Annotated in this window: 20 protein-coding genes and 1 pseudogene; 3 read left to right on the forward strand and 18 right to left on the reverse strand. The window is 60.8% G+C overall.

Annotation, left to right across the window (positions count from 1 at the left end; all coding sequences use genetic code 11):
• The first annotated feature begins 949 nt into the window (after positions 1-949).
• Both AKG11_RS28575 and AKG11_RS28580 read left to right on the forward strand, forming a co-directional pair.
• The gene (locus AKG11_RS28575) at positions 950-1,570 is read left to right on the forward strand and encodes a peroxiredoxin (protein WP_050746377.1); all 621 of its coding nucleotides are present in this window, start codon (positions 950-952) and stop codon (positions 1,568-1,570) included.
• Positions 1,567-1,962, forward strand: coding sequence for an ArsR/SmtB family transcription factor (locus tag AKG11_RS28580; protein WP_050746378.1), 396 nt, complete (start codon positions 1,567-1,569; stop codon positions 1,960-1,962). The genes AKG11_RS28575 and AKG11_RS28580 overlap by 4 nt, the downstream gene beginning before the upstream one ends.
• A gap of 140 nt (positions 1,963-2,102) precedes the next feature.
• Here the strand turns inward: AKG11_RS28580 and AKG11_RS28585 are convergent, their stop codons facing one another.
• The 7 genes from AKG11_RS28585 to glgP form a co-directional block, all read right to left on the reverse strand.
• A complete protein-coding gene (locus AKG11_RS28585; RefSeq protein WP_050746407.1) occupies positions 2,103-2,444 on the reverse strand; it encodes a carboxymuconolactone decarboxylase family protein in 342 nt (113 codons plus the stop codon).
• 73 nt (positions 2,445-2,517) lie between these two features.
• Positions 2,518-3,297 carry a sulfite exporter TauE/SafE family protein gene (locus AKG11_RS28590; protein WP_050746379.1) on the reverse strand — a complete coding sequence of 260 codons (780 nt, stop codon included), beginning with the start codon at positions 3,295-3,297 and terminating at the stop codon, positions 2,518-2,520.
• Between the two features lie 3 nt (positions 3,298-3,300).
• Complete coding sequence (locus tag AKG11_RS28595) at positions 3,301-3,729, reverse strand: YeeE/YedE family protein (RefSeq protein ID WP_050746380.1); 429 nt, start codon at positions 3,727-3,729, stop codon at positions 3,301-3,303.
• Positions 3,726-4,145, reverse strand: coding sequence for a YeeE/YedE family protein (locus AKG11_RS28600; RefSeq protein ID WP_088016569.1), 420 nt, complete (start codon positions 4,143-4,145; stop codon positions 3,726-3,728). Before AKG11_RS28600 ends, AKG11_RS28595 begins: the two co-directional genes overlap by 4 nt.
• Positions 4,145-5,446, reverse strand: coding sequence for a bifunctional sulfur transferase/dioxygenase Blh (gene blh, locus AKG11_RS28605; protein WP_050746382.1), 1,302 nt, complete (start codon positions 5,444-5,446; stop codon positions 4,145-4,147). Before blh ends, AKG11_RS28600 begins: the two co-directional genes overlap by 1 nt.
• A gap of 270 nt (positions 5,447-5,716) precedes the next feature.
• Positions 5,717-5,923, reverse strand: coding sequence for a hypothetical protein (locus tag AKG11_RS28610; RefSeq protein WP_050746383.1), 207 nt, complete (start codon positions 5,921-5,923; stop codon positions 5,717-5,719).
• Positions 5,924-6,001: 78 nt separating this feature from the next.
• On the reverse strand, positions 6,002-8,506 hold the full coding sequence (gene glgP, locus AKG11_RS28615; RefSeq protein WP_050746384.1) for an alpha-glucan family phosphorylase: 2,505 nt from the start codon (positions 8,504-8,506) through the stop codon (positions 6,002-6,004).
• 660 nt (positions 8,507-9,166) lie between these two features.
• Here glgP and AKG11_RS33870 point away from each other — a divergent pair.
• Positions 9,167-9,403 (forward strand): DUF2934 domain-containing protein, encoded by a 237-nt coding sequence (locus tag AKG11_RS33870; RefSeq protein ID WP_082342741.1) that lies wholly within the window; start codon positions 9,167-9,169, stop codon positions 9,401-9,403.
• 276 nt (positions 9,404-9,679) lie between these two features.
• On the opposite strand, the gene AKG11_RS28620 is transcribed toward AKG11_RS33870, so the two are convergent.
• The 11 genes and pseudogenes from AKG11_RS28620 to AKG11_RS28670 form a co-directional block, all read right to left on the reverse strand.
• Entirely contained in the window at positions 9,680-10,240 is a 561-nt protein-coding gene (locus AKG11_RS28620; RefSeq protein ID WP_050746385.1) for a DUF1269 domain-containing protein, read from the reverse strand.
• An 89-nt stretch (positions 10,241-10,329) separates the two neighbouring features.
• Positions 10,330-11,175: a universal stress protein gene (locus AKG11_RS28625; protein WP_050746386.1), complete on the reverse strand. Its 846-nt coding sequence runs from the start codon at positions 11,173-11,175 to the stop codon at positions 10,330-10,332.
• 161 nt (positions 11,176-11,336) lie between these two features.
• A pseudogene (locus AKG11_RS28630) lies at positions 11,337-13,739 on the reverse strand (phosphoketolase); the annotation flags it as partial.
• A gap of 113 nt (positions 13,740-13,852) precedes the next feature.
• Entirely contained in the window at positions 13,853-15,154 is a 1,302-nt protein-coding gene (locus AKG11_RS28635; protein ID WP_082342743.1) for an alpha/beta hydrolase, read from the reverse strand.
• Positions 15,138-18,188, reverse strand: coding sequence for an efflux RND transporter permease subunit (locus AKG11_RS28640; protein ID WP_050746388.1), 3,051 nt, complete (start codon positions 18,186-18,188; stop codon positions 15,138-15,140). Before AKG11_RS28640 ends, AKG11_RS28635 begins: the two co-directional genes overlap by 17 nt.
• Positions 18,185-19,165, reverse strand: a complete 981-nt coding sequence (locus AKG11_RS28645) for an efflux RND transporter periplasmic adaptor subunit (RefSeq protein WP_245290266.1) — start codon at positions 19,163-19,165, stop codon at positions 18,185-18,187. The genes AKG11_RS28640 and AKG11_RS28645 overlap by 4 nt, the downstream gene beginning before the upstream one ends.
• Before the next feature lie 107 nt (positions 19,166-19,272).
• Positions 19,273-20,304, reverse strand: coding sequence for an efflux RND transporter periplasmic adaptor subunit (locus AKG11_RS28650; protein ID WP_050746409.1), 1,032 nt, complete (start codon positions 20,302-20,304; stop codon positions 19,273-19,275).
• A gap of 243 nt (positions 20,305-20,547) precedes the next feature.
• Entirely contained in the window at positions 20,548-21,183 is a 636-nt protein-coding gene (locus AKG11_RS28655) for a DUF3313 domain-containing protein (RefSeq protein ID WP_245290267.1), read from the reverse strand.
• 261 nt (positions 21,184-21,444) lie between these two features.
• Entirely contained in the window at positions 21,445-22,098 is a 654-nt protein-coding gene (locus AKG11_RS33875; RefSeq protein ID WP_082342745.1) for an SH3 domain-containing protein, read from the reverse strand.
• 124 nt (positions 22,099-22,222) lie between these two features.
• The gene (locus AKG11_RS28665; RefSeq protein WP_053190904.1) at positions 22,223-23,005 is read right to left on the reverse strand and encodes a Crp/Fnr family transcriptional regulator; all 783 of its coding nucleotides are present in this window, start codon (positions 23,003-23,005) and stop codon (positions 22,223-22,225) included.
• Between the two features lie 18 nt (positions 23,006-23,023).
• Complete coding sequence (locus AKG11_RS28670) at positions 23,024-24,136, reverse strand: ABC transporter permease (protein WP_050746393.1); 1,113 nt, start codon at positions 24,134-24,136, stop codon at positions 23,024-23,026.
• Positions 24,137-24,139: the final 3 nt, after the last annotated feature.

Consider the following 24,139-nt stretch of genomic DNA (forward strand, 5'->3'; position numbering starts at 1 on the left):
GGGGTTGTTTTGGGGCTTCAAACGCAAAAAGCCCTCCGCGAAGGGAGGGCTTTTAGATTTGGTTGCGGGGGCAGGATCTAATCTTCACTTGCGCCCCGAGCAAGTAAAGATGGTTGCGGGGACCGGAGTCGATCATAACTTGCGATCGACGCCGGTAAAGATGGTTGCGGGAGCATGCACCCATCTTCACTTGCTGTTCAGGACCGCGGCATAAGTGCCGATCCTTGCCAAGGTTGGGGTCGAGCGTTCGAATCGCTTCACCCGATCCAGTTTTCACCAAGAAACTCAAATACTTAAGAAGTGCCCTACGGGACGCTTCTTGCTGACAGCTTCGATGACGGCGCGTTGTCAGCAGATCGTAAGCGCTGACCCTGCCACTAAGCTGTCATCCAGCGGCGATTAGAGCCTCGGCCGTTTCGCGAGGAAGGAATTTTCGGATATTGTGGCGTAATGCTTCTGCCCCACGATCTGGATGGGGACATAAGCCAGTGTCGCCACGACGCAATTTTTGCTGACATCTATAAAAATTGGCGTTGCAATCTCGGGACAAGCCGAAGGTCAGAATTTGGACCGACTGCAAGGCCAATAGAGCGTACTGGAAAGATGAAATGGAAGCTGACAATGAAGCCCAATTGAATTCTTACCGACAGCCGGGCATCAAACATCGCGCTTCTCTTTCCATCGAGGGACGCACGGATGCCGGGCAAGCAGTGGACTTCCAATATCTCATCATAGGGCCTCTGTCCGCTCAGGGCTCGAGATCAGATCGGAATGCCAAGGTCCTGAACGTTATCGTTCGTTCCCGAACTGCTGCGAACGGACAGCCATACCACCGTCAGGCGATCGCTATTTAGCTGTTTATCAAATTGTGTAATTGTGTAATCGTATTGCATCAACCCGACGGGCGTGTGACAAACTCCGTCATGACGCTTTCGAGACCATGACTTCAATGAACGACGTATCGACCAGTATTTCCTCTCCCGCTTTGCGAATGGGCGACGCCGCCCCGGATTTTGAAGCCCGATCCACCCAGGGCCCGGTTCGGCTTTCCGACTTCAAGGGCCGGTGGCTGGTCTTCTTCTCGCACCCGGCCGATTTCACGCCCGTCTGCACGACGGAGTTCGTTGCACTCGCTAAGGCGCATGACCGGTTCGCGGCTCTCGACTGTGCGCTGTTGGGACTATCGGTCGACAGTCTCTATGCGCATCTCGCCTGGAGCCGCGCCATCCGCGAGCTGTTCTCGGTCGACATTCCCTTCCCAGTCATCGAAGATCCCTCGATGCTCGTAGGCCGAGCCTACGGCATGATCGACGAAGCGTCTGAAGACAGCGCTGGCGTTCGGGCGAGCTATTTCATCAACCCAGAAGGCGTGATCCGGGCGATCACCCATTACCCTCTGACGATCGGGCGTTCGGTCGACGAGATGGTGCGGATGGTGGCGGCCTTGCAAGCCACCTATTCGGGCGAGAAGCTGGCGCCGGCCGACTGGCAGCCGGGCCAGCCACTGCTTCATCCCGCCGACGAAAAGGCTCAGGATGAAGCCGACTGGTTCTGTCGGAGGGATGGATGAAGACGCTCTGGCAATCGCGGGCGCAAGCGGATATCGCGGCCGACAAGCTTCGCAGGTTCGCTCAGCCGCAAAGATTGATGATCTTGTCCCTTCTGCTCGAAGGTGAAAAATCGGTCACCGAAATCGATATGGCGAGCGGGATCGGCCAGCCAGCACTCAGCCAGCAGCTCGCCGAACTCCGCAAGGCAGAACTCGTGACAACGCGCCGGCAGGCGAAGCAGGTTTATTACAGCCTCGCCGATGACACCGTCGTCTTGTGTGTGCGCAGCATCGAGGCGGTGTTCGGCGCCGGCGATCCTGAACAGGCGCTCTTGAGCATGGTCAAACCGGACGTCCGGCCGGAGCGAAGCGGGATCGTGCGGGGCGCGGCCAACTTCGTGCGAATACGTTGACCGGAAGGCATGCCTTAAACCACTCTTAAGTGTGCAGGCGGGGCACTCTCTCCGAGCATTGAATTGCCGCAGGAGCGCGTCACAACGGCAGAAAGGATACGCTACGATATCGCGCTTCTACAGGTCAATGAGATGCACAGCTACCCCGTGAGTTGATCGCAGGCTTCAAGAGCCTGGGCCGCGTACATGACCGACGGCCCCGCGCCCATATAGACGGCCATGGCCAAGGTCTCGCTGATCTGCTCACGGCTCGCGCCGGCTTTGACGGCACCTTCGGCATGATAGGCTATACAAGGCTGACACCGCGTCGCGACGCCAATGGCGAGTGCAATCAACTCCTTCGTCGTCTGGTCGAGCGCTTCGCCGCCATGGGCGGCCCGTGACATGTCGCTGAAGGCTTTCATAACATTGGGCGCATCCTGCCGGAGGGACTTTACGCCGCCATTCATATTCTCGATGAGTTTTTTCCAGTCTTCGATCATGGTCATCTCCTGTGTTCAAACATATTGCTGCGCGGCTCCAAACCGTTGGAAGCCGCGAAAGTACGAAATGGACTCAAGTCGTGAAGGCGCCAGCGCTGCGATAGAGCACGTAGGCCGCGACGACAAAGATCAGGCCCGCAAAGATACGATTCAGCGTGTTCTTGCCCGTCGACAGGCGATTGGCGAGCATCATGCCAGCAACGCCGCCGGCGAGCCCTCCTGCGATGAACTCGAAGGCAACGGGCCAATCGACGAGGCCGGAAGCGGCATAGTTGAGCGCCGTGGCGAGCCCGAAGCTACCGACCGCCAAAAGTGAAGAGCCGATCGCATTGATTATCGGCATGCCGGTTGCCAGAATGAGCGCGGGTACGATCAGGAAGCCGCCGCCGATCCCGAAGAAGCCAGATGCCGATCCGGCGACAAATGCGACGGCGGCCGTGGCGAGGCAGGTGCGCAGATCCGCAGGACGTTCCGGAGCGCTTCCTGGCTCACGCGGACGCAGCATGAGGATGCCGACGAGGACCATCAGCAGGCCAAACAAGAAAAGCAGCCGCTGACCGTCGACGAGTTTGCCGAGGGTCGAGCCGGCGAGCGCGCCGAGCGTACCGATGCCTGCGAAGATGATCGCACAGCGCCAGCGGACATTGCCGCTCTTCGCATGGCCGATGAGATTGGCGAAGGCGTTGACGGATACGGCGAGCGCGCTGGTTCCTATGGCAATATGCGGTTGGGTTACTCCGACCACGTAGAGCAGCAAAGGCGTCGCCAGGATCGAGCCACCACCCCCGACGAGACCGAGGGAGAAGCCGACGAGGCCGCCCGAAGCGAATGCCGGGCCGAGATTGGCAAGCATGGCTCACACCTTCCCGGCCAGAAATCGATCATGGGTGACCATTCCGATGAACATGGCGACGGCGAAGATCACTGCGGGCAGCAGACCAAGCGAGAGGGATGCGATTGCAGGACCGGGGCAGAAGCCGGCCAACCCCCAGCCGACGCCGAAGATCGATGAACCGATGATGAGCGGGCGGTCGATGCGGGTCTTGGTCGGCAGATGAAGCTGATCGTCGAACAGAGGCTTTTTGATCGCGAAGGCCATCCTGTAGCCGATGAAGGCGACGACGACGCCGGCGCCGAGAACGAAGATCAGGCTCGGGTCCCATGCACCGGTGACGTCGAGGAAAGCTTTTACCTTTGCGGGATTGAGGAGGCCGGAGATCGCGAGGCCGAGGCCGAACAGAAGACCGGCGGCAAGGCTCATCAGGATGCGCATGGCCGCTGTCATAGCCAGCCTCCGAGCCGCATGACGAGCACGGTCAGGATCGCGGTCGCAAGGAAGGTCAGCACCGCCGTGAAGGACCGGGGAGACAGTCGTGCCAGTCCCGAGATGCCATGTCCGGAGGTGCAGCCGGAACCCATGCGCGTGCCGACGCCGACAAGCAGGCCGGCGACGATCAGCAACGGCCAGGACGCTGTCACGACCACCTGTGGCGCAGTGCCGAAGATGACGAGATAGGTCAGCGGACCGAGAAGAAGGCCGGCGACGAAGGCGATGTCATGACCCAAGCGCTCGCCACGATGGCCGAACAACCCGGCGACGATGCCGCTGATCCCGGCGATGCGGCCGTTGAGCAGCATGAGAAGACTGGCCGACAAGCCGATCAGCACGCCGCCGGCCAGGGGAGCGAAATAGGCGTCCATCACCAGACTGCCCCCTCGAGCACGTCCAGCGGGATCTTCAGGTAGCGCTTGCCGTTACCCTCTGGCTCGGGAAGCCGGCCGCCGTTGATGTTCACCTGCAGCGCATGCAGGATGAGCTTGGGCATCGGCAGGGTCGCGTCGCGCTCCTCGCGTAATTTGACGAAGCTTTCCTCCGTCTGGCCGGCGATATGCGGATTGGAGCGCTTCTGCTTGCCAATGGTGCTTTGCCACAACGGCTCGCGCCCACCGGGCTGATAGTCGTGGCCGGTGAAGACGCGGGTTTCGTCAGGAAGGGCGAGTATGTCCTGAATCGACTTCCAGAGCACTTTTGCGCTGCCGCCCGGGAAATCGGCGCGTGCAGTTCCGGAGTCCGGCATGAACAGCGTGTCATGGACGAAAGCGGCGTCGCCGATGACATAGGTGACCGAAGCAAGCGTGTGCCCTGGCGAGAACATCACTCTCGCCTCGGTCGTGCCGACCTTGAATGTGTCGCCTTCGGTGAAGAGCCGATCCCATTGGCTGCCGTCAGCCGGGAAGTCAGGCCAGTTGTAGAACGCCTTCCAGAGCTTCTGCACATCGACGACGTGCGCGCCGATCGCTGTCGGAGCTCCGGTCTTGTCCTTGAGGTAGCGGGCCGCGGAAAAGTGGTCGGCGTGCGGATGGGTGTCGAGGACCCACTCGACGGTAAGGCCCTTCTCCGCAATGTAGGCGAGAATCGTATCGGCCTGCTCGGTGCTGGTCGATCCTGACTTCTCGTCATAATCGAGCACCGGATCGATGATGGCGCATTTCTTCGTCGCGGGATCGTTGACGACATATTGAATGCTGCCGGTGCGCTTCTCGTAGAAGCCCTTGATCTCTGGCTTGCCGGTGTGTCGATGCGCGGCCAGCCAGTCGCGGGCATTGTCGGGCGCAATGCCGATCTCGCCGGCGACGGCAATCAATTCGTCGTCGCTGAGGCCCACGACGTCGGCGTCACCGGCCAGAACCCACATGTAGAAGGACCGGGCCCCGGATCGGCAGTGCGCAAGCACCGGACCGGCCGACACAACGATCGCCTCTGCGAAGCGTCGGACGTCTTCGGGCCGCATGTTGCTGCTCGTCACCGGGATGAAGACATAGTCGAGACCTGCCGCTCTCGCGGCGGCTTCCTCTGCCGCTGTCCCCGGCTGCGAAGCCTCTTCACCATCCGGCCGGTTGTTGATGATCGTCTTGAAACCGCGCCGGGCGAGCTCAACGAACTCTTCGGGTTGAAGCTGCCCTATGACGGAAACCTTCTCTGTGACCGGTATCGGTTTCATCGGGCGGCTCCTTGACACCTGCAAATACGAATTACACACTTACATAAAACCAGATATGTAATTCTGCAAGTGGGAGGAGCGCCTTGAATGGCCGTTCAGGATGTCCGAGCAGTTCAGGTGTCGGAGTTGAGGCGCGGGATCATTATCGTTGGTGAAGGGGCAGCAGCCGTCACGGCTGGGGCCGCGCTAAAACGACACGATGGAAGTCGATATCGACGCCAACGTAGTTGCCGGCATATCTGTGGCCGAACCTTTTTCGCGAGCTAAGTATCACTCCGCCTCTTCCGGCATCGCCCAGGAGCGGAACACCGATGCGTCCCTCACATCCGCCTTCGCGGCGCTTCTGTCTTGCCGGCGCTGGATGGTTTGCGAGGATGCATCATTTGGACGCACGAGCCTCTTTTTCGGCTTCCTGACTTCAACAATAAATTGGCCGGATTTGTCACTCTTCTTCGAAGATTTGGAACTGAACATCATCACATCTCCTCTTTTTGCGTCACTTGTTCGATATTTGCGTCGTCTTACGTGCGTATCGCGCCCATTGCCGACCCTTCCCTATCGCTGCCAGGCGATCCTTGTATCTTCCAGAGGCAGGAGGGCGAGCGGGTGGTGGGGGACGATGCGCGGCGTGAAGTCGGAGACCGGTCGGTTCGGGGGAATGGGGGCGCGGTATCGATAAGAGCTCTGACCCGAATCCTGTCCCGTCATCACCGCGGCGAACGCCTTTTCTCCCGCCGCCGGTTCGGCGTAGAGTTCCACTCTGACCATCTCCGGCGGCAGTTCGCCGAGATACACTTCAACGGAGAAAAAGCGGCTGTCTTCAGCCTCTTGCGTATTCACGGCACCGAAGCGGACATGCGGCCAGAGCCTGTCGAGGTCCTGTTTCCATCGCGCCAGTTCGCGCGCGACCTTGCCGCCTTCCGCCGTGCGCGCCTCATAGGCCACGGCGGCCGGAAGATAGAATTTCTCCGCATATTCCCGGACCGTGCGATTTGTCGAAAACCGTGGCGCGAGGCGGGCCATGCTTTCACGGATACGCTCGATCCAGCGAGTGGGAATGCCATCCTGATTGCGGTCGTAGAATTCGGGAACGATGACGTCCTCCAGGAGCGAATAGAGTGCATCCGCTTCCGCCTCGTCAACAGCCGGATCGTCTCCGTGCTCTTCGCCGTCGCCTATGGCCCACCCAACCTCGGGTTCATAGGCCTCCGCCCACCAGCCATCGAGTTCCGACAGATTGAGCCCGCCGTTGGCAAGGATTTTCATGCCGCTGGTGCCGCTGGCTTCCCAGGGCCGGCGCGGTGTGTTGATCCACACATCGACCCCTTGAACGAGCCATTCGGCCTGGCGCATGTTGTAGTCGCGCAGGAAGATGAGCCGGGATGCCAGCTCCGGCCGCTTGGCGAATTCGTTCCAGGCCTTGATCAACGCCTGGCCTTCGGCATCCTGGGGATGCGCCTTGCCGGCCAGCACGAGCTGGACCGGGTGCCGGGCATCGGTCAGGATGCGGGCCAGCCTGTCGGGATCGCGCAGCAGAAGAGCAGGACGTTTGTAGGTTGCGAAGCGGCGCGCAAATCCGAGGGTAAGAGCATGCGGATCGAAGATCCCACGGGCGGCGTCGAGCCCACCGCCGATCTCCGCGTCTTCCACGCGCTGGCGCAGATATTGCTTGCGAACCTGATCGCAAAGGTTTTGCCTCGATTCATTGCGCATTCGCCAGATTTGCTGGACGTCGAGCTTGAGGATGCCGGTTTCCAGCCCGGTCAGATCGCCACGCCAGCGATCCTTGCCGGCGGCTTCGGTCCACAGGGCGTCGGACTGAACCGAGTCCCATGTCGGAACATGTATGCCGTTCGTTACATGCCCGATGGGCACGTCGTCGGTCGGCCAACCAGGGAAGAGAGGTTGAAACAGCGACCGGCTGACCTTTCCGTGGAGCGCACTGACGGCGTTCACTGCGCCGCTCGCACGGATCGCGAGGTAAGCCATGTTGAACGGCTCAAGATCATCGTTGCGATCCCTCCTGCCGAGGGCCAGAAAGTCGGCGATGGCGATGCCGAGATGATTTTCGGCATAGGACCGGAAGTATTTTGTGATCAGTTCAGGAGCGAAGCGGTCGAAACCGGCTGCAACGGCGGTATGAGTGGTGAAAATATTGCCGACCCGTGTTGCTGCCAGAGCCTCGGCAAAAGATACGTCATGGTCGACCCGGAAGCAGCGGATGCGCTCCAGAGCAGCGAAGGCCGCATGCCCTTCATTCAAATGGCAGACCTGCGGTTCGAGCCCGAGTGTGCGGAGAAGCTGCCAACCGGCCATTCCCAATATCATTTCCTGCATCAGGCGTGTCTCGGTGCCGCCGCCATAAAGCTCGCTGGTGATGCATCGATACGTCGCGGGATTTGCGGGATCGTTCATGTCCAGCAGGTAAAGCTTCAGCCGTCCGATCTGGACTTCCCAGGTTCTGATCCAGAGCTTGCATCCGGGAAGGTCGATTTGCAGTCGCAACCATTCGCCATCGGCGGAACGCAACGGCTGGATTGGGAGCTGATCCGGCTCGTTGACCGGGTAGAGGGCTTCCTGGCTACCGTCCCGCCCTATCGATTGGCGGAAGTAGCCTTGTGAATAAAGCAAGCCCACCCCGACGACCGGCACGCCGAGATCGCTGGCGGTTTTCAGCTGATCTCCCGCCACGTTGCCCAGCCCGCCCGAATAGATCGGCAGGGCTTCGGTCAGCATGAACTCCAGGCTGAAATAGGCTGCGGTTTTCAGCGGCGAGGCTGGGTGTGCTTGTTGGAACCATCTCGATTCGTTTGCAGCCTCCCGCTTCTCCTTCAGCAATGCTTCGATAGTTTGCCTGAAATCGGACTGAGCAAGCAGAGCCCTTGTTTTGGAGCGCGAGACGGTGTGGAGAACACCCCATGGATTGCCCGTGGTTTCCCACGTTTCGGCATCGAGCTCCCTCCACAGCCGGTCGGAGGCGCGGTTCCAGGACCAATGCAGGTCGAGCGCCAGCTCCGGAAGGGCGAGCAACCCGCTTGTCTCTTCCGGCTGCCCGTCCATGCACTCCTCCGAAACTAGAAAAACTGAAAGCGAACTCTTGTGCGAATCTCAATATCCGTCCGTCTTAAAGCACCTTGAACTCTATAGATGGCTTTGTCATCAGTCGTTGACTAAAATCAATCAGAAAGCGCGGAGGGGATCGCGAGGGTAGCCACATGACGGCAGTCGCGTCCGTGGAAGGCCGAAATGTTCGGCGATCGCCGCTCATCTACGCGCTCATGGGCGAAGACATCCTCGAACAGTGATTCTTCCTATCACTGGGCACGAAATACTTGTTCCGCTCCCACTGGTCGCCGCCAAGCGCATCACCACTGACAAAGATTCATATCGTTGGGCGCTTGGGGCCAGGGCTCCGCGACAGAAGTTATCATCGGCCGATGATTCCTGTTGTCATCGATTGATGATTAATCTAAATTGCCGTCAAATAAGGATGTTGGCAATTTCCTGTGAAGACCTTTCCAACACCAGCTTGGCCGGGTTCCGATTTAGATTCTGTCACATCGATGACTTGCTCGAAGGGGCAGGCTAGCTCCCTTTTCCAATCGACCGGTGGGCGGTGGCGCAGATATTCCGAGAAAGTGGAGGCGCATGACCGGATATTGGCCTGCCTGATCCGTTACAACCGCAGTAACAATCCAAACACTTGAGGAAGAAGATCAGATGTCGGACATTGATGAGAACTGGATTCGCAATCGCGCACATGAGCTATGGGAAGCGGAAGGGTGCCCGAACGGAAAAGAACTCGACCACTGGTTTCAAGCCATGGATGAATATCTGTCTTTGGTCAAAACAGATGGAGAGAGCTCGCCCAGTGCCCCTGTCCCGGTTCAGGATACCGGTAGTGGGGAGGCGGCCGTCAAGAGACAGTCCAGATCGCCAGGAAAAACGCCGGAATAGGAAAACGGCTTCTTGAGGCGTGCACGCAGGCAGTCGGCGAACGGAGCCGCCCTTTCATCCAGACAGGTGATCGTGAGGTCTGCGCCGACAGCACGGACTGCCGTCGCGCAGCCGACAGCAATGGCATCTCATTTGCTGGCAGACGACGAGCCCACGTTTCCCGCACAAATCGAAGACCGCCTCCATATCTCACCTACTCAGGAAGCGCATAGCATCGGTGGCTCTGCTCCTCGTTCGTCGCAATGATGATCACCGGGATCTGGCTCGCGGCGCTTGTTACAATCGACTATTGATGGCGTTCGCGGCGGGATCGGCACCCGAACCTGGCAAGCTTTCCGACAGCGCGATTTTCAGTTTCTCCTCCTGTTCTGGCGAAAGGGAGGTCTTGAGCACCCGGCCCCGCAAACCTTCAAACTCGGCCAGGACCTTCTCAGGCTGAACCTTCCGTACAAGAACGAACAGCGCAGAGGAATTGTTTGGAATGGTCTCACCCAGCGACCTGATGAAGGCATCATCGATCCCGTAGTCGGCAAGCGACCCGGACAGGGCGCCGAGACCGGCCCCGGTCAGGCCGCCGATTGCGATGCCGGCAAGAGGATTGAGGAACAGCAGGCCGACCAGGCCGCCCCACAGCGTACCCGACAGGAGACCTGATGTAGCGCCGAGAGCTGTCAGGTTGATGCTCTGCTTGAGATGGACCTTCCCGTCGCCGTCACGAACGACGATCACGGCGTCTTCCAGATCGACCAGATATTCCTTCTTCAGCGCAACGAGTTTGAGAAGCACCTTGTCGGCTTCATCAACCGTGTCAAAACCGATGACAACGAGATCGGACATTATTTTCTACTCCTCTGGTATAGCCTCTTGTTTGAATGTCGCCTTGAGCTCGAGTATCGGGCGAACTCGATCATGCCTGGTGGCAAGACTTATCGTGAAAGGAAGATCGGAACCTTCGGACTGGCTAACAGCGTGCGTGTAGCACTGCCGAAGACGAACTCGGTGATCCGCGATTGCCCATAGGCGCCCATCACAACCATCTCCGCCCTGAGGTCTTCCGCGTGGGCCAGAATAAGCTCGCCGGCATTGCCGCCTTCCAGGTGGTCGAGCGTCACTTTTATGCCGTGGCGCGCAAGATGAAGAGAGATATCGCTGCCGGGGTCTTCTCCCAAAAGCCGCGCGACCTTGGGCTCGGGAACAACGACGACGTGCACGGCTCGAGCGGCAGCAAGGAAAGGCATGGAATCGGCGACGGCGCGGGCCGCTTCCCGGCTGGCATTCCAGCCAATGACGATGGTTTCGGGCAAACCGGTCTTTTGCCACGAAGGAGGCAGAAGGATCGACGGACGCCCGGATGCGAAGATGATATCTTCCGAAACCGTGAGAGCCGTTTCCGCGCGAGCGGGTTCCCGTCCGGTTCCGACTATCGCCAGAGAGGCATGACGAGCATGCAGCATCAGCGCCTCACCCGTTTCGCCGGAACATATCCTCAGTTCACACTGGACACCGGTTGCAGCCGTCACCTCCGCCAGGAGTGCGCGCAGCCGCTCGTTGGCCTCGTGCCTGCGTGCTTCGTAGGCGGCGAGCATGCTTTCAATCGCAGCCCCTCGGGCAAAGCCATGCGAGGGATTGGAGATTAAATCTTCTGGTACGAAAGCAACGATCACGTGCGCGTCCCATGAGCGCGCGAGATCTACAGCATAGTCGATATGGATCCGGCAGATCGAAACATCCGCCGTATCGATATAAACCACAATATCTTTTGGCCTATTCATTCCATCCTCATGCCGCCGGAAACAGAGCTAAACTAACGATCATCCCCCATGAGTCAACAACTGATGATCAATGGCGCTGTGAAAGCCGCCTGCATGGCGCTCAGATGCTGCTGAAGGCGGTCCATCGCAGACCCTTTGCCGATATCAGTCTCGAACCATCGTCAACCCGCCGTGCGTTTATAAGGCCACTTCCAGTCACGGATTTCCGGCATGTCCTCGCCGTGTTCATGCACATAGGCTTTATGTGCGGCGAGCCGCTCCCTCAGGCTTGCCACGAGGTCCGCAGCCTTGTCTTTCAGCGCCGGCAGGCGTTCGATTGCCTCTATCGCCAGATGGAAGCGATCGAGTTCGTTCATGACAGCCATATCGAAGGGCGTCGTCGTCGTGCCTTCCTCGATGAATCCCCGCACATGGACGTTGGGGTGATTGGTGCGTTTGTAGACCAGCCTGTGAATGAGATACGGGTAGCCGTGATAGGCGAACACCACCGGCCGGTCGCGTGTGAATATGCTATCGAACGCGTCGTCCGAAATGCCGTGCGGGTGGTGCCGGGGCGATTGCAGCGCCATCAGATCGACGACGTTGACCACGCGGATGCGCAGGTGCGGCAGGAGCTGGCGCAATATGTCGACGGCGGCGAGCGTCTCCATCGTCGGAACGTCACCGGCGCAGGCCATCACGATATCCGGGTCGAGCCCCTCTTCCGTGCCGGCCCAGTCCCATATGCCGAGCCCTGCCTCGCAATGTTGCTCTGCCTCCTCCATGGTCAGCCATTGCGGCGCAGGCTGCTTGCCCGCCACGATGACGTTCACGCGATCCCAGGTCTTCAGGCAATGGTCACCGACCCACAGGAGCGTATTGGCGTCGGGCGGTAGATAGATGCGGACGATCTCAGCGCTCTTGTTGGCGACCAGATCGACAAAACCGGGATCCTGGTGGGAAAAGCCGTTGTGATCCTGACGCCAGACGTGAGAGGTAAGCAGGTAGGTGAGAGACGAGATCGGCTTGCGCCATTCGAGATCGCGCGAAACCTTCAGCCATTTGGCGTGCTGGCTGAACATTGAATCGACGATGTGAATGAAGGCTTCGTAGCAGGAAAAGAAGCCGTGCCTGCCGGTGAGCAGGTAGCCTTCGAGCCATCCCTGGCAGAGATGCTCGCTCAGTACCTCCATCACCCGACCGTCGGGTGACAGATGATCGTCGCTCTCCAATGTTTCGGCCATCCACACCCTGTCGGTGGCTTCGAACACGCTCTGGAGCCTGTTGGAAGCGGTCTCGTCCGGCCCGAAGACGCGAAAATTCCGCTCACTTTCGTTGAGACGCAGAACGTCCCTCAAATAGTCGCCGAGAACCTTGGTCGCCTGTGCTTCAGCAGCACCCGGGCTCGATACCGGCACCGCATATTGCCGAAAGTCTGGTGTATGCAGTTCCTTACGCAGCAAGCCGCCATTGGCATTCGGATTGGCGCCCATGCGGCGCACACCCTGTGGCGCGAGGGCTTTCAGGTCCGGCTTGAGCGCTCCGTTCTCGTCGAAGAGATCAGCCGGATCGTAGCTTCTGAGCCAGTCTTCGAGAATTGTGCGGTGGCCCTCGTCCTCCCGGCAGTTTGCGACCGGGACCTGGTGGGACCGCCAGTGATTTTCGACCATCTTGCCGTCGACGACTTTCGGCCCGGTCCAGCCCTTCGGGCTGCGCAGGATGATCATCGGCCAGCGCGGCCGCTCTGCTGACACCAGGGCCTGCTTGCGGATTTCAGTCAGCCGGTCGAAGACGGTGTCGAGTGCTTCCGCCATCTGGCGGTGCATATCGGCAGGCTCGCTGCCCTCGACGAAAAGCGGCTCATAACCGTAACCGATGAAGAGGTGCTCGAGTTCGGCATCGGACAGCCGGGCAAGCACGGTTGGATTGGCGATCTTGTAGCCGTTGAGGTGCAGGATCGGCAGCACCGCGCCATCGCGCGCCGGATTGATGAACTTGTTCGAATGCCACGCCGCCGCGATCGGACCGGTTTCGGCCTCGCCATCGCCCACCACGCAAGCCACGACCAGATCGGGGTTGTCCAGCGCCGCGCCATAGGCATGCGCGACGGCGTATCCGAGTTCGCCACCTTCATGGATGGAACCCGGCGTTTCAGGCGCGACATGGCTTGGAATGCCGCCCGGAAACGAGAACTGCCGGAACAACCGTTTCATGCCCGTCCCGTCCTGGCCGACGTCAGGATAAATCTCGGAATAGGTGCCTTCCAGCCATGTATTGGCCACCATGCCCGGGCCGCCATGGCCAGGCCCGCAGATGTAGAGGATATTCTCGTCGCGCTCGGTGATGATCCTGTTGAGATGCGCGTAGATGAAGTTCAGGCCCGGTGTCGTGCCCCAGTGACCGAGAAGCCTGGGTTTGACGTGTTCAGGCTTTAGAGGCTCTTTCAGCAACGGATTGTCGAGGAGATAAATCTGGCCGACGGACAGGTAGTTGGCCGCTCGCCAATACCGGTCGATCAGTGAAAGATGTCCGGTATCAAGCGCCATATTTGCCTCCTGGTGTGAACTTTTTCTCCGTGCATTCTTCCTTTAACGGCGGCAAAGTTGCGGGTCAACACTTGATGACTAAAGCCATATGGCCGCTGGTCCAGTTTCTAGTTTGAAGATTGCAAACGGGTTCGGCGATTCATGTCAAAACCTCAGTAGGCGATCTGGCCGTCAATAAGTGCAGCCGGTTTTCCAGAAAATTCCTGCCGCAACATCTTGCGTGCCTCGGGGCTGACCACCGACATTGGCGCCGCGACGACGGTCCTGGCTGCGGATCCGGCCAGATTGACCGTGCCGATTGCGGCAAGACCGACATGATCGGCCAGCGTCACCTGACCACCCTCCAGGGACTGGCCGGCGAGACGTTTGCCGAGGAGCGATATGATCTCAGGACTGTCGGCAAAGGCGTTGTGACCGAGCGCGTCGTTGGACGCTGCGGTGCTGGTGTCGATCACCGTGATCCCAAGCTGCTTGAGCATGCCGGCATAAGGGGTGGTGTCGACGCTGCCGACCCGGCTGACACCCCCTGAGATCCGCTGCGACACCTGCAAGGCCCGGTCGCGGGTTGAGGCGAAGATCGTGAACTGCGGGCGCTTAGGTCCCATCTCGATCAACTGGCGCCGGAAGACATCGACATCGATATCCGGCGACGCCAGCACCACGTTGCGGACTTTCTCCGGGATCGTTTTCTCTCGCATGGCAACTCCGCGCAGAGCCTCCGTCGTCAACCAGCTTCCCATGGAATGGGCAAGGATGGTGATGTCGCCGACGTCAGGGCTGGAAGACGCCTGAATAATGAGATCCTCAAGCGCCTTGCGCGAATAATTGGTGCTTTCCTTGTCGTAGATATAGCCGAAGACGCTGGCGCGGGAGGGCCAGGTGAACAGGATGGGGGCAGCGTCAGTTCCCGCATCATGGGCGATTTGCGCGAACCGGAAGACGGCATCGGCATAGGTGTTGTTGAAGCCGTGCACGAAGATGATCACCTGCCGCTTCGCGTTCCGGTTCTTGCGAAACCAGCCGAGCGCCTGCTGTTCGGAGGCAACTTTCTCGACTTTCAGCACGGCAAACTCTTTCCCGGGATCCGCAGGCACGCGCTTTGGCCATTGGACCTCTCCGACCCTCCTCCTTGCGTCCGGCGGTATGGAGACGGTTAGGTTGTTGAGCGAGATCGCCGTGCCGCGCTCGCCGGAATAGAGCTGGCCGGGATCGTCGGCGGGCTTTCGGGTGGTCGCGACCAGCATGTCGACACGGCTTGTATCGTTGCTCGCCAAAGCAATGGGCTGAAGGACATTTTCAGGGCGTCCCGCGCAGCCCGCGAGCAATGACAGCACAAGCGGGAGCGCCAGGACGCGTCGCCAGGCAAAAGCGTTGAGGGGGCGGGCTTGGCGCACATCGAGGGCATCCAACTGCAAAGGTCGCCGCGGCGGCGCGAATTCACTTGCTTTCAACATCACGCGGTATCCTGAACCAGGTCACATAGAGGGCGGGAAGGAAGAGCAAGGTCAGGACAGTTCCGACGACGATGCCGCCCATCATGGCGTAGGCCATCGGTCCCCAGAACACCTCATGCGAGATCGGGATCAACGCCAGGGTGGCCGCGGCGGCCGTCAGCATGATCGGTCGCATGCGGTGTTCGGTCGCCTCGACGACGGCTTTCCAGGGCGGCGTTCCGGCTTTGCGCAAGTCTTCGATCTGGACGATCAGGATCACCGAGTTGCGGATCAGAATGCCGATCAAGGCGAGAACGCCGAGGATCGCGACGAAGCCAAGCGGCGCACGACTCAGCACCAGGGCACCGACCACCCCGATCAAGGCAAGTGGTGCGACCGAGAACACCAGGAACAGCCGATGGAAGCTTTGAAGCTGGGTCATCAGCAGCGTGGTCATGACGAAGATCATGATCGGGATCACCTTGATGATCGGCGCCTGGGATTTGGCGCTTTCCTCCACCGTCCCGCCAACCGCGACATCATATCCCGGCGGCAAAGAGGCCTTGAGCTCGTCGATCTTCGACTCGAGTTGATTGACGACCGTCGCAGGCTGGCTGCTGTCGTTGATGCCGGCCTTGATGGTGATCGTGGGGATGCGGTTACGCCGCCAGATCGTCGGTTGTTCGAGATCGTAGTCGAAGCGGGCGACTGACGAGAGCGGGATGGCCTTGCCGCTGCTTGTGGGAAGCTGCAGGTCGACGAGGCCGTCGATCGAGGCGCGCTCGGCCGCCTGGGCTCGGCCGACGACATTGATCAGGTAGATCGCGTCGCGCACCTGGGTCACGGTCGCGCCCTGGACGACGCCGTTGAGAGCGGTTGCGATGTCCTCGGACGAGACGCCGAGCTGCCGCGTCTTGTCCTGGAGAACATCGACCTTGACGACGCGCGCGGGCTCGTTCCAGTCGAAGACGAGCCCGGTCAATGATGGATGCGACATGACGATGCCCGCCGTCTTCTGGGCGAGGTCGCGGACTTTCTGGATGTCCGGACCGGAGATGCGGTACTGGACGGGTCGTCCAACCGGCGGTCCGATGTCCAGGACCTTCACGAAAGCGTCAGTCCCCGGGAAAGTCTTCTGAAGATAGGCCTGTAGGTCGACTTTCAGACGATCGCGAGCTTCAAGCCCTTTCGTGACGATGACCATCTGGCCGAAGGTCGGATCGTCAGGCTGGACGTCAAAGGTCAGGACAAAGCGCGGCGCTCCACGACCGACAAAGCTCGACCAGTGGTCTATGTCAGTGTTCCCGACAAGCTTTTCGCGCTCGAAGAGGGCCATCTGCCGATTTGTTTCAGCAATGGAACTGTTCTGCGGCAGGTTCCAGTCGACAATCAGCTCCGGACGATCCGACGTCGGAAAGAATTGCTGCTGGACAAGCGACATGCCGGCGACGGACAGGCCGAATGCGGCGATCGTCACGATGATGGTGGTCCAGCGGAACCGAAGGCAGAGCTGAAGCAGCCAGGAGAAGACGGCGCCGAAGCGGCTCTTGTGCTCGGCGTGTTTCTTCATCGTCTTCGGCAGGATCGTCACGCCGAGTAGCGGCGTGAACAGAACGGCGACGATCCAGGACACGGTCAGCGAAACCGCAAGTACGACGAAGAGCGTGAACGTGAACTCGCCGGCATTGCTGTTGTTGAAGCCGATCGGCAGAAAGCCCGCGACGGTGACGAGCGTGCCGGTGAGCATCGGGAAGGCGGTCGAGGTGTAGACGTAGGTTGCGGCTTTTCGCAATGTGTCGCCGGCCTCGAGGCGGGCAACCATCATCTCGACGGCGATCATCGCGTCGTCGACCAGAAGACCGAGAGCGATAATGAGGGCGCCGAGCGAAATGCGTTGCAGCGAAATGCCGGAATACTGCATCACCATGAAGGTGATGGCGAGCACGAGCGGAATGGAGATCGCAACCACCAGCCCGGCGCGCAGGCCAAGACTGATGAAGCTGATGGCGAGCACGATCGCCACAGCCTCGAACAGCGCCTTGGTGAAGCCGGAAACCGCCTGGTCGACCACCGCGGGCTGATCGGACACATGGTCGACGGACACTCCAAGAGGCAGGTCCCCAACGATATGGTTCATCATCGTGTCGAGTGCCGCTCCGAATTCCAGCAGGTTGCCGCCGGCTTTCATGCCGATCGCCAGCCCGATCGCCGGCTTGCCGTTGAAGCGGAACAATGAGGATGGAGGATCGATATAGCCGCGCGTGACGGTTGCGACATCGGTCAGCGGAAAGAAGCGGTCGTTGATGCGCAGATTGATAGCGCGCAGGCTCTCCTCGGAGATGAAACGTCCGCCGACGCGCAATGCAACCCGTTCCGGCCCCGCCTGGACGATACCGGACTGTGTGACGGCGTTTTGTTCCCTGAGTGTCTCGACGATGTCTGATTGATTGATGCCGAGGGCTGCGATCTTGCGCGGGGAGAATTCGAGATAGATCACTTCATCCTGCGCACCGATGATGTCGACCTTGCCGACATTGGGCACGGCGAGTACGCTGGTGCGGGCGTCCTCGACCAGATCGCGCAATTGCCTCTGGTTCAGGTTTTCGGCGGTAAAGGCGAAGATGTTTCCGTAGACGTCGCCGAACTGGTCGTTAAAAAACGGTCCGACGACACCGGCGGGAAATTGCTGCTGGATATCGCCGATCATGTTGCGAACGCGCTGCCAGGTGGGCTGAACGTCCCTCGCTTTTGTGGTCGGAAGCAAGTCGACGAAGATCGTCGTCCTGCCAGCGGTCGTGAGACTGCGCGTCCTGTCGAGGCTGTCGAGTTCCTGGAGTTTCTTTTCGATGCGGTCGCTGACCTGCTCTGCAACCTCTTCGGCCGACGCGCCGGGCCATTGCGCCTGGATCACCATCGTCTTGATGGTGAAGGAGGGGTCCTCTTCCCGTCCCAGGCTGAGATAGGCGTACATGCCGGCGATCGAAAAGGCGATCATGAAGTACCAGACGAAGGAGCGGTGTTCGAGCGCCCAGTCGGAGAGATTGAAGTTCTTCAAGGGCGCATCTCCTGTCCAAGTCTGGTTTTCTGTCCCTCCTGAAGTTGGTCGCCACCGGCGACAACGACCTTTTCCCCGGTATCGAGTCCCCTATTGACCCTGACCTGGGAGCTGCCCGCTTCGCTTGCCTCGATCCCGACCGGTCGACGTGAGACGGTGAGCGTAGCGTCATCAATGACCCACACGTCCGCGGCGCCATCCCTGAAGGTGATCGCCGAGCGGGGAAGGACGATTGCGCTGTCGCTGGCCCCGTTGGAGAAGGCGGCGGTGACCACCGAGCCGAAGCGGAAAACGGCGGGAGCCTCATCCACGGCAATCTTCACCCTGTGGGTGCGGGTTTCGGCATCGGCTTGCGGGGCGATCTCGCGGATAGATCCGGAGGTACGCAGCCGCCCGTCGAGCTGGAGCGCCACATCGACGCGGTTTGCCGAGCGGATCTGCGCGAGCTGCCCCTCGGACACGTCGATCACGACATCGCGCTGATCGAGACGCGCAAGCTTCAGGACTGCCTGCCCGGCCGTCGTCGTCTGTCCGACTTCCACGGAGGTCGAGGTGATGACGCCGTCGAACTCGGCCTTCAGCTCCGCGTAGCCAAGCTGTTCCCTCGCCTTGGCGAGGTTCGCTTCGGCTTTCGTCATGTTTGCCTGCGCCGATTTCAAGCCCTGCTCGGCAAGTTCGAGATCGGCGGAGCTTGCACTGTTGGTGGAGACGAGCACGCGCTTGCGCCGCTCGGTGATCGTCGCGTTCTCGAGTTGCGCGCTGGCGTTGCGCAGTTCGGCCTGGGCACCGGTGACGGCAAGCTGCAGCGCAAGCGGATCGATCAGTGCGAGCACGTCTCCCTTTTTGACGACGTCGCCTGCCTCGACCTTTCTCGCAATGACGCGGCCCAGTGTGCGGAAAGCGAGTTCGGTCTCGACGCGCGGCTGCGTGACGCCGGCGAAGCTCAAGGTGCCGGCCCGTTCCGGCGTGGCCGTCATCCAGATCACCGGTCTTGGCACAACATACTGTGGGGCATCGGAACGGGATATTGCAGGCGACAGGATCGCCACTGCGCCAAGAAGGACAATTGTTGCAAGAGGCCGCTTCATCGATTGGCCTCCCAGGCGACTGTCTGACCCGGCCGCAGGAACTTTCCGCCTTCGGCGACGACGAGTTCGCTCGCAGAAACACCTTCGGCGATCGAGAATTCACGGGTCCGGTAGTCCGCAACGGTGACCCGCCGCAACTCGACCGCGCGGGTCTGAGCATTGACGATCCAGACGGCGGGCTTGCCATCGGTGGACGTCATCGCGCTCCAGGGCAAGGTGATGGCTGCGACAGACGGCGTTCGGAAGCGGCCGACGACGGGCGTTCCCAGCGACCAGGCAACATCGGGCGCAAGCGCCATCTTGACCCGGATCGTTCCGGTGGTGGTGTCGATGACAGGGGCGATCTCGCGAAGTGCTGCGGTGACGCCGCCGTCGGGATCGGAAACAGGCGCGATCGTCGCCTTGTCGGCTGGTTGGCCGGACAGGAAAAAGGCCTCGAAGACATCGAACCACGCATCGCGCGGCCCGTCATGGGCGAGCGTGAAGGCAGGCTGTGCGGCGGACACAACCTGGCCGACTTCGATGTTACGGGCGATGATGATCCCGTCCGCGTCGGCTTTGAGCTCGGTGTGGGAGAGTGCGTCCTGCACGATTGCCAGCGATGCTTGGGCAGATTCCAATGTGCCCTGAGCCGTCGCCAGTTCTTCCTTCGCCTGATCGTAGGTCGCCTGGGCGATGGCGCGCGATTCCACGAGCGCTGCATAACGCTGGTAGGCGAGCGTCTTTTGATTGAGTGTCGCCTGTGCCGCCACGAGGCCGGCTTGCGCCGACGTGACGTCGGCCCTTTGCTCCGTGTCGTCGATGCGCGCCAGCACATCTCCGGCACGGACACGGGAGCCGACATCTGCCCGCCTCTCCACCACCTTCCCGGCTGCCCTGAAGGCAAGATCCGTCTGGATGCGGGCGCGCACCTCGCCGGTGACGTCAGCGCCGCGCTGCTGCTCAAGCACGGCGGCTTTAATCACCCGGATAGATTGGGGGGAAGGCTCTGCCGTCCTGGCACCATCGTCGCAGGCGACGAGCAACATGCCGGTCAGGCAGATACCGAACAGTCTGGTCAGGCCGATCAATCGGCGCCGGGTTTCAGGGCAGATCGTAACTGTGCGTTCCTGCGTCTTCAAATAAGCTCCGGTCAGAACGTGGTCTCCTGTCAAAGTCTGGGATGCTCCGGACCGGCCTGGAACGGCAGAAGCCGATCCGCCAGGCAGGTCGTGGCGCGTTCTGCGCGTGCCCGCGGTCATCCGGGGAAGCGGATCGAGCTTCCATTGTCGCTATCGCGTTGCGCCGGCGAGCTCCTTGTCCAGCTTGTCGGCTGCCGAGCGCACGCCCGCCTTTGCCGCGTCGAGCGGCCCGAAATTGGCGGTGATGTCGAGCGCGTTGGCGCTCCTGTTGGCGACATGGGCATAGAGCAAAGTGCCGGTCTGGGCGTCCTCGATCTCGACGGCGTAGGAGACCCAGCCTGAGAATGTGCCGCGCCCGCCGGTCGCCTGCGCGCCCGCATTGACGACAAGGCCGACTGGCAGAACATGCGAGACCGTGGACAGAACCGGTGTGCTTGCTTCCGCTCCTGTCAAGGTCAGCCTGGCGCGCAGCGTACCCGGGCCCGGCTGCGTGGCGATTTGAAGCCGGCGACCGAGCACCCTGGAAAACTCCTGATGCATGTAGACGGCGAGCGCTTGACGATCGGCAGCCGACATCTTGCCGAACTGCGCATCCGGACCGGCGTAGATTTCCGTGGGTGGAACGATGACGCGACCATAGGCTGCGAAGTTCACATCCGGCCGGCGATAGGCATAGGGTTTGCTCTTGTCCGAGGTCGGACGCAAAAGTGCTGAGGAGGACAACGCAACCGAGGGCGGCGGCGTGGTTGCGCAGCCCGAGATGACGGCGATGGCCGCGAAAGCCACCAGACCGCGCATCCGGAAAGTCGGACCCGTTGGCCGGCCGCCGCAGCCGCGTCCGATAGAATGGTCGTTCCCTGTCATCGGTAACCTCTTCTTTCGGTTCAGTTGTTGCCCGACGGCACGACGTGCCGTTTCAATGGTTGGCCCTGGCCGAGCGCAAAGGTTTCCTCCTACGGCCTGGCTTGATGGCTGGGTTGCACGCGAGCTGACGCCTGACGCTGACAGGCGCAGCCTTGGCGAGCCCTCCGGCCTCGCCTCAGCCATTCAACGGTCGATGATGCCGCGCCGGACTTCGAGGCCGCCGCCCGGATAGCGGCCGATGGCGCCACCGGCGCAACGGTCCGGACCGCAGATTCCACGTGCGGCCGCGCCGCCGCCGTAAGGGCCGCGAACGACGGCCGAACCGCCGCATGCGGCTCCAACGCAGCCACCTCGGCCAGCACCACCATAACCTGGGCCACCATAAGCAGCGCCGCGTCGATAATAGGTGTTCCAGTTTCCATGCCACGGCTGGTTGGCGTAGTGGTTGTTCCAGTAGGCCTGGTTGAACGCAACAACGGTCAGGCCGATCATCGGAATGATCGCCGGCGACAGTGTCACGCTCTGACCTTGGTAACGGATGCTGATATAATTTGAGGAAACCCATCCTCGTGCGCCCGCCCAGGAGACATCGCACCAGGGTCCTGAATCAAGGCATCCGTAGATGGCCAGAGCGGCGTTAGGCGGCATGGTGATGACCACGGGATACCACGTTCCCGGGCCTGCTCGCAGATTGACGTTTGCGACTGTCGCGCCGATTGTTGCTGCATGAGCGGTAACAGGAGCCACGGCGAGCGGAACCGCCGGAAGCAACATCAGAAGAAGGGTGCGGACAGACAAGGCCCGGCGCAAGGCAGTAAAAGCATTGGAATTGAACATCGATAGACCTCCCGATGTACGGCCTGAAGCCGGACGTCAGATCCTAGAATTGTCATCAGTTGATGACTACTCTAGCGGAAGATCATCGCAATGATTGTACCGATCGGGACAATCTCGCCGAGATTTATGCGCCAGTCGCGATGATCTCCCCGCGCCTGCCGCGACCGGACAGCTGCGGCGTTGCCTCCGCAGAACATATCAGGGCCGCGAGCGCCTGCGGTCGAAGGATCCGGATCTCGCGGTAACCTCGCTGGATGACGCCGTCTGCCTCGAGCCTTGCCAGATGGGCGTTGACGATTTTCCGGGCAAGACCGCAAAGCTCGGCAAGATCGGACTGGCTCACCGATGCGACGCCGTTCGCGGCGACCTGATCGAGACGATAGGCAATGCGGCCGATCGGTGGAGAGACCAGAAGATGTGCCGCCAGTCGCACGAGCATGCCCAGCTGCTGCCGGTGCAGGTCATTGAGCGCCTGCGTGGTTTGAGGAAACCGTGCCGCCAATTGCTCAAGCGCGCTGTTGGAAAACAGGAGGAGCGTGGTCTGTCGGGCGGCGCGCGCCGTTGCCAGGCGCGAGGTTAATCCGCTGTTTGTCGTGAGACCGAATATCGCCGGCGGCGGAACGATCGCCAGAAGAGCATCATGCCCGCCCGCCAGGGGTGCCTCGAGCCTCAAGGCCCCCTCGAGCACGGCGCAAAGTCCGTTGATTTCGTCACCCTGCCCATAGATCCATTGACCGGGCGCCAGTGCGATCCGCCGTCCGGCGCGGCAGAACTCGCGCTGCCATTCGAGAGGCTTCGATGCGAACCAGCCATTTGCGGAGAGAATGCTGGCTGCATGTTGAGTTCGATGGCAGTGCGACAGGGGCTGCTCACCGCCATCGTCTGGTTTTTGCGTCGAAGGGTGCATCGCCACGAGCCTCAATCCCTAGCGCAGGAACTGTCTGAACCGACGCAGCGAGAAGGCGAACAGCACGACCCCGATGATCAGCAACGCCACGAACTGCGGCCAGACGACATCGAGGCCGGCTCCGCGAAACAGGATCGCTTGCGCAAGGATGACAAAGTGGGTGTCGGGTGCGGCGAGCATGATGTCCTGGATGATCTGCGGCATGCTCTCCCGCGGCGTGACACCACCCGACAGGACACGCAAAGGCAGAAGGGTGAGCATCAGCAGAAGACCGAACTGCGGCATCGATCCGGCAATGGTGGCCAGGAAGATCCCCAATGACGTTGTTGCGAAAAGCTGCAGCACGGTGCCCGCGAAAAACAGGATAAGCGACCCTTGAATGGGCACCTTGAGCAGGCCCTGCACGATGAAGACGAGCGAAACTGTCGAGGCGACCAGCACCACCAGTCCCATCGACCAGATCTTGCTGATCATGATCTCTGTCGGGGTGATCGGCATGACGAGCAGGTGCTCGATCGTGCCGTGCTCGCGCTCGCGGATCAGCGCCGCACCCGTCAGTACGATCGACAGCATGGTGATCGACGAGATCACGTTGTTGATCGCCCCGAACCAGCCCTTGTCGAGCGAGGGATTGAAGCGGGAGCGCAGCGCCAGATCGACCGGAACGGCCGTGTTTCCCCGGTAGCGGTTCAGGTACTCGCTCACTTCGCCAGAAACGATCGACTGGACGTAACCGCCGCCGCTGAACGCCTGGGTCATGCGAGTGGCATCGACGTTGAGCTGGATCGTCGGCGCCTTGCCGGCGAGCAGGTCGCGCTGGAAGTTCGGCGGAATGTCGAGGGCGAAGGTGTCGAGGCCGCTGTCCATACGGCGGTCCATCTCATGCTGCGAGATGATCTTCGGGATCGAGAAGTAAGGCGGATAGAATGCCGTCAGGATGCGCGAGGAGACCGGCGACTGATCCTCGTCGACCACGGCGATGGCCGCGTTGTTGAGCGTCTCCGGCATCGCTGTCGATGCCGTGTAGATCGACAGCGTGAAGGCGTAGATGATCAGGACGGCAAGCATCGGATCGCGGGCAAGTCCGCGCAGTTCCTTGACGCCGAGTTGGATGATGTTGGCAAGACGCATCGA

The organism is Shinella sp. SUS2 (assembly GCF_001262505.1).
GTDB lineage: Bacteria > Pseudomonadota > Alphaproteobacteria > Rhizobiales > Rhizobiaceae > Shinella.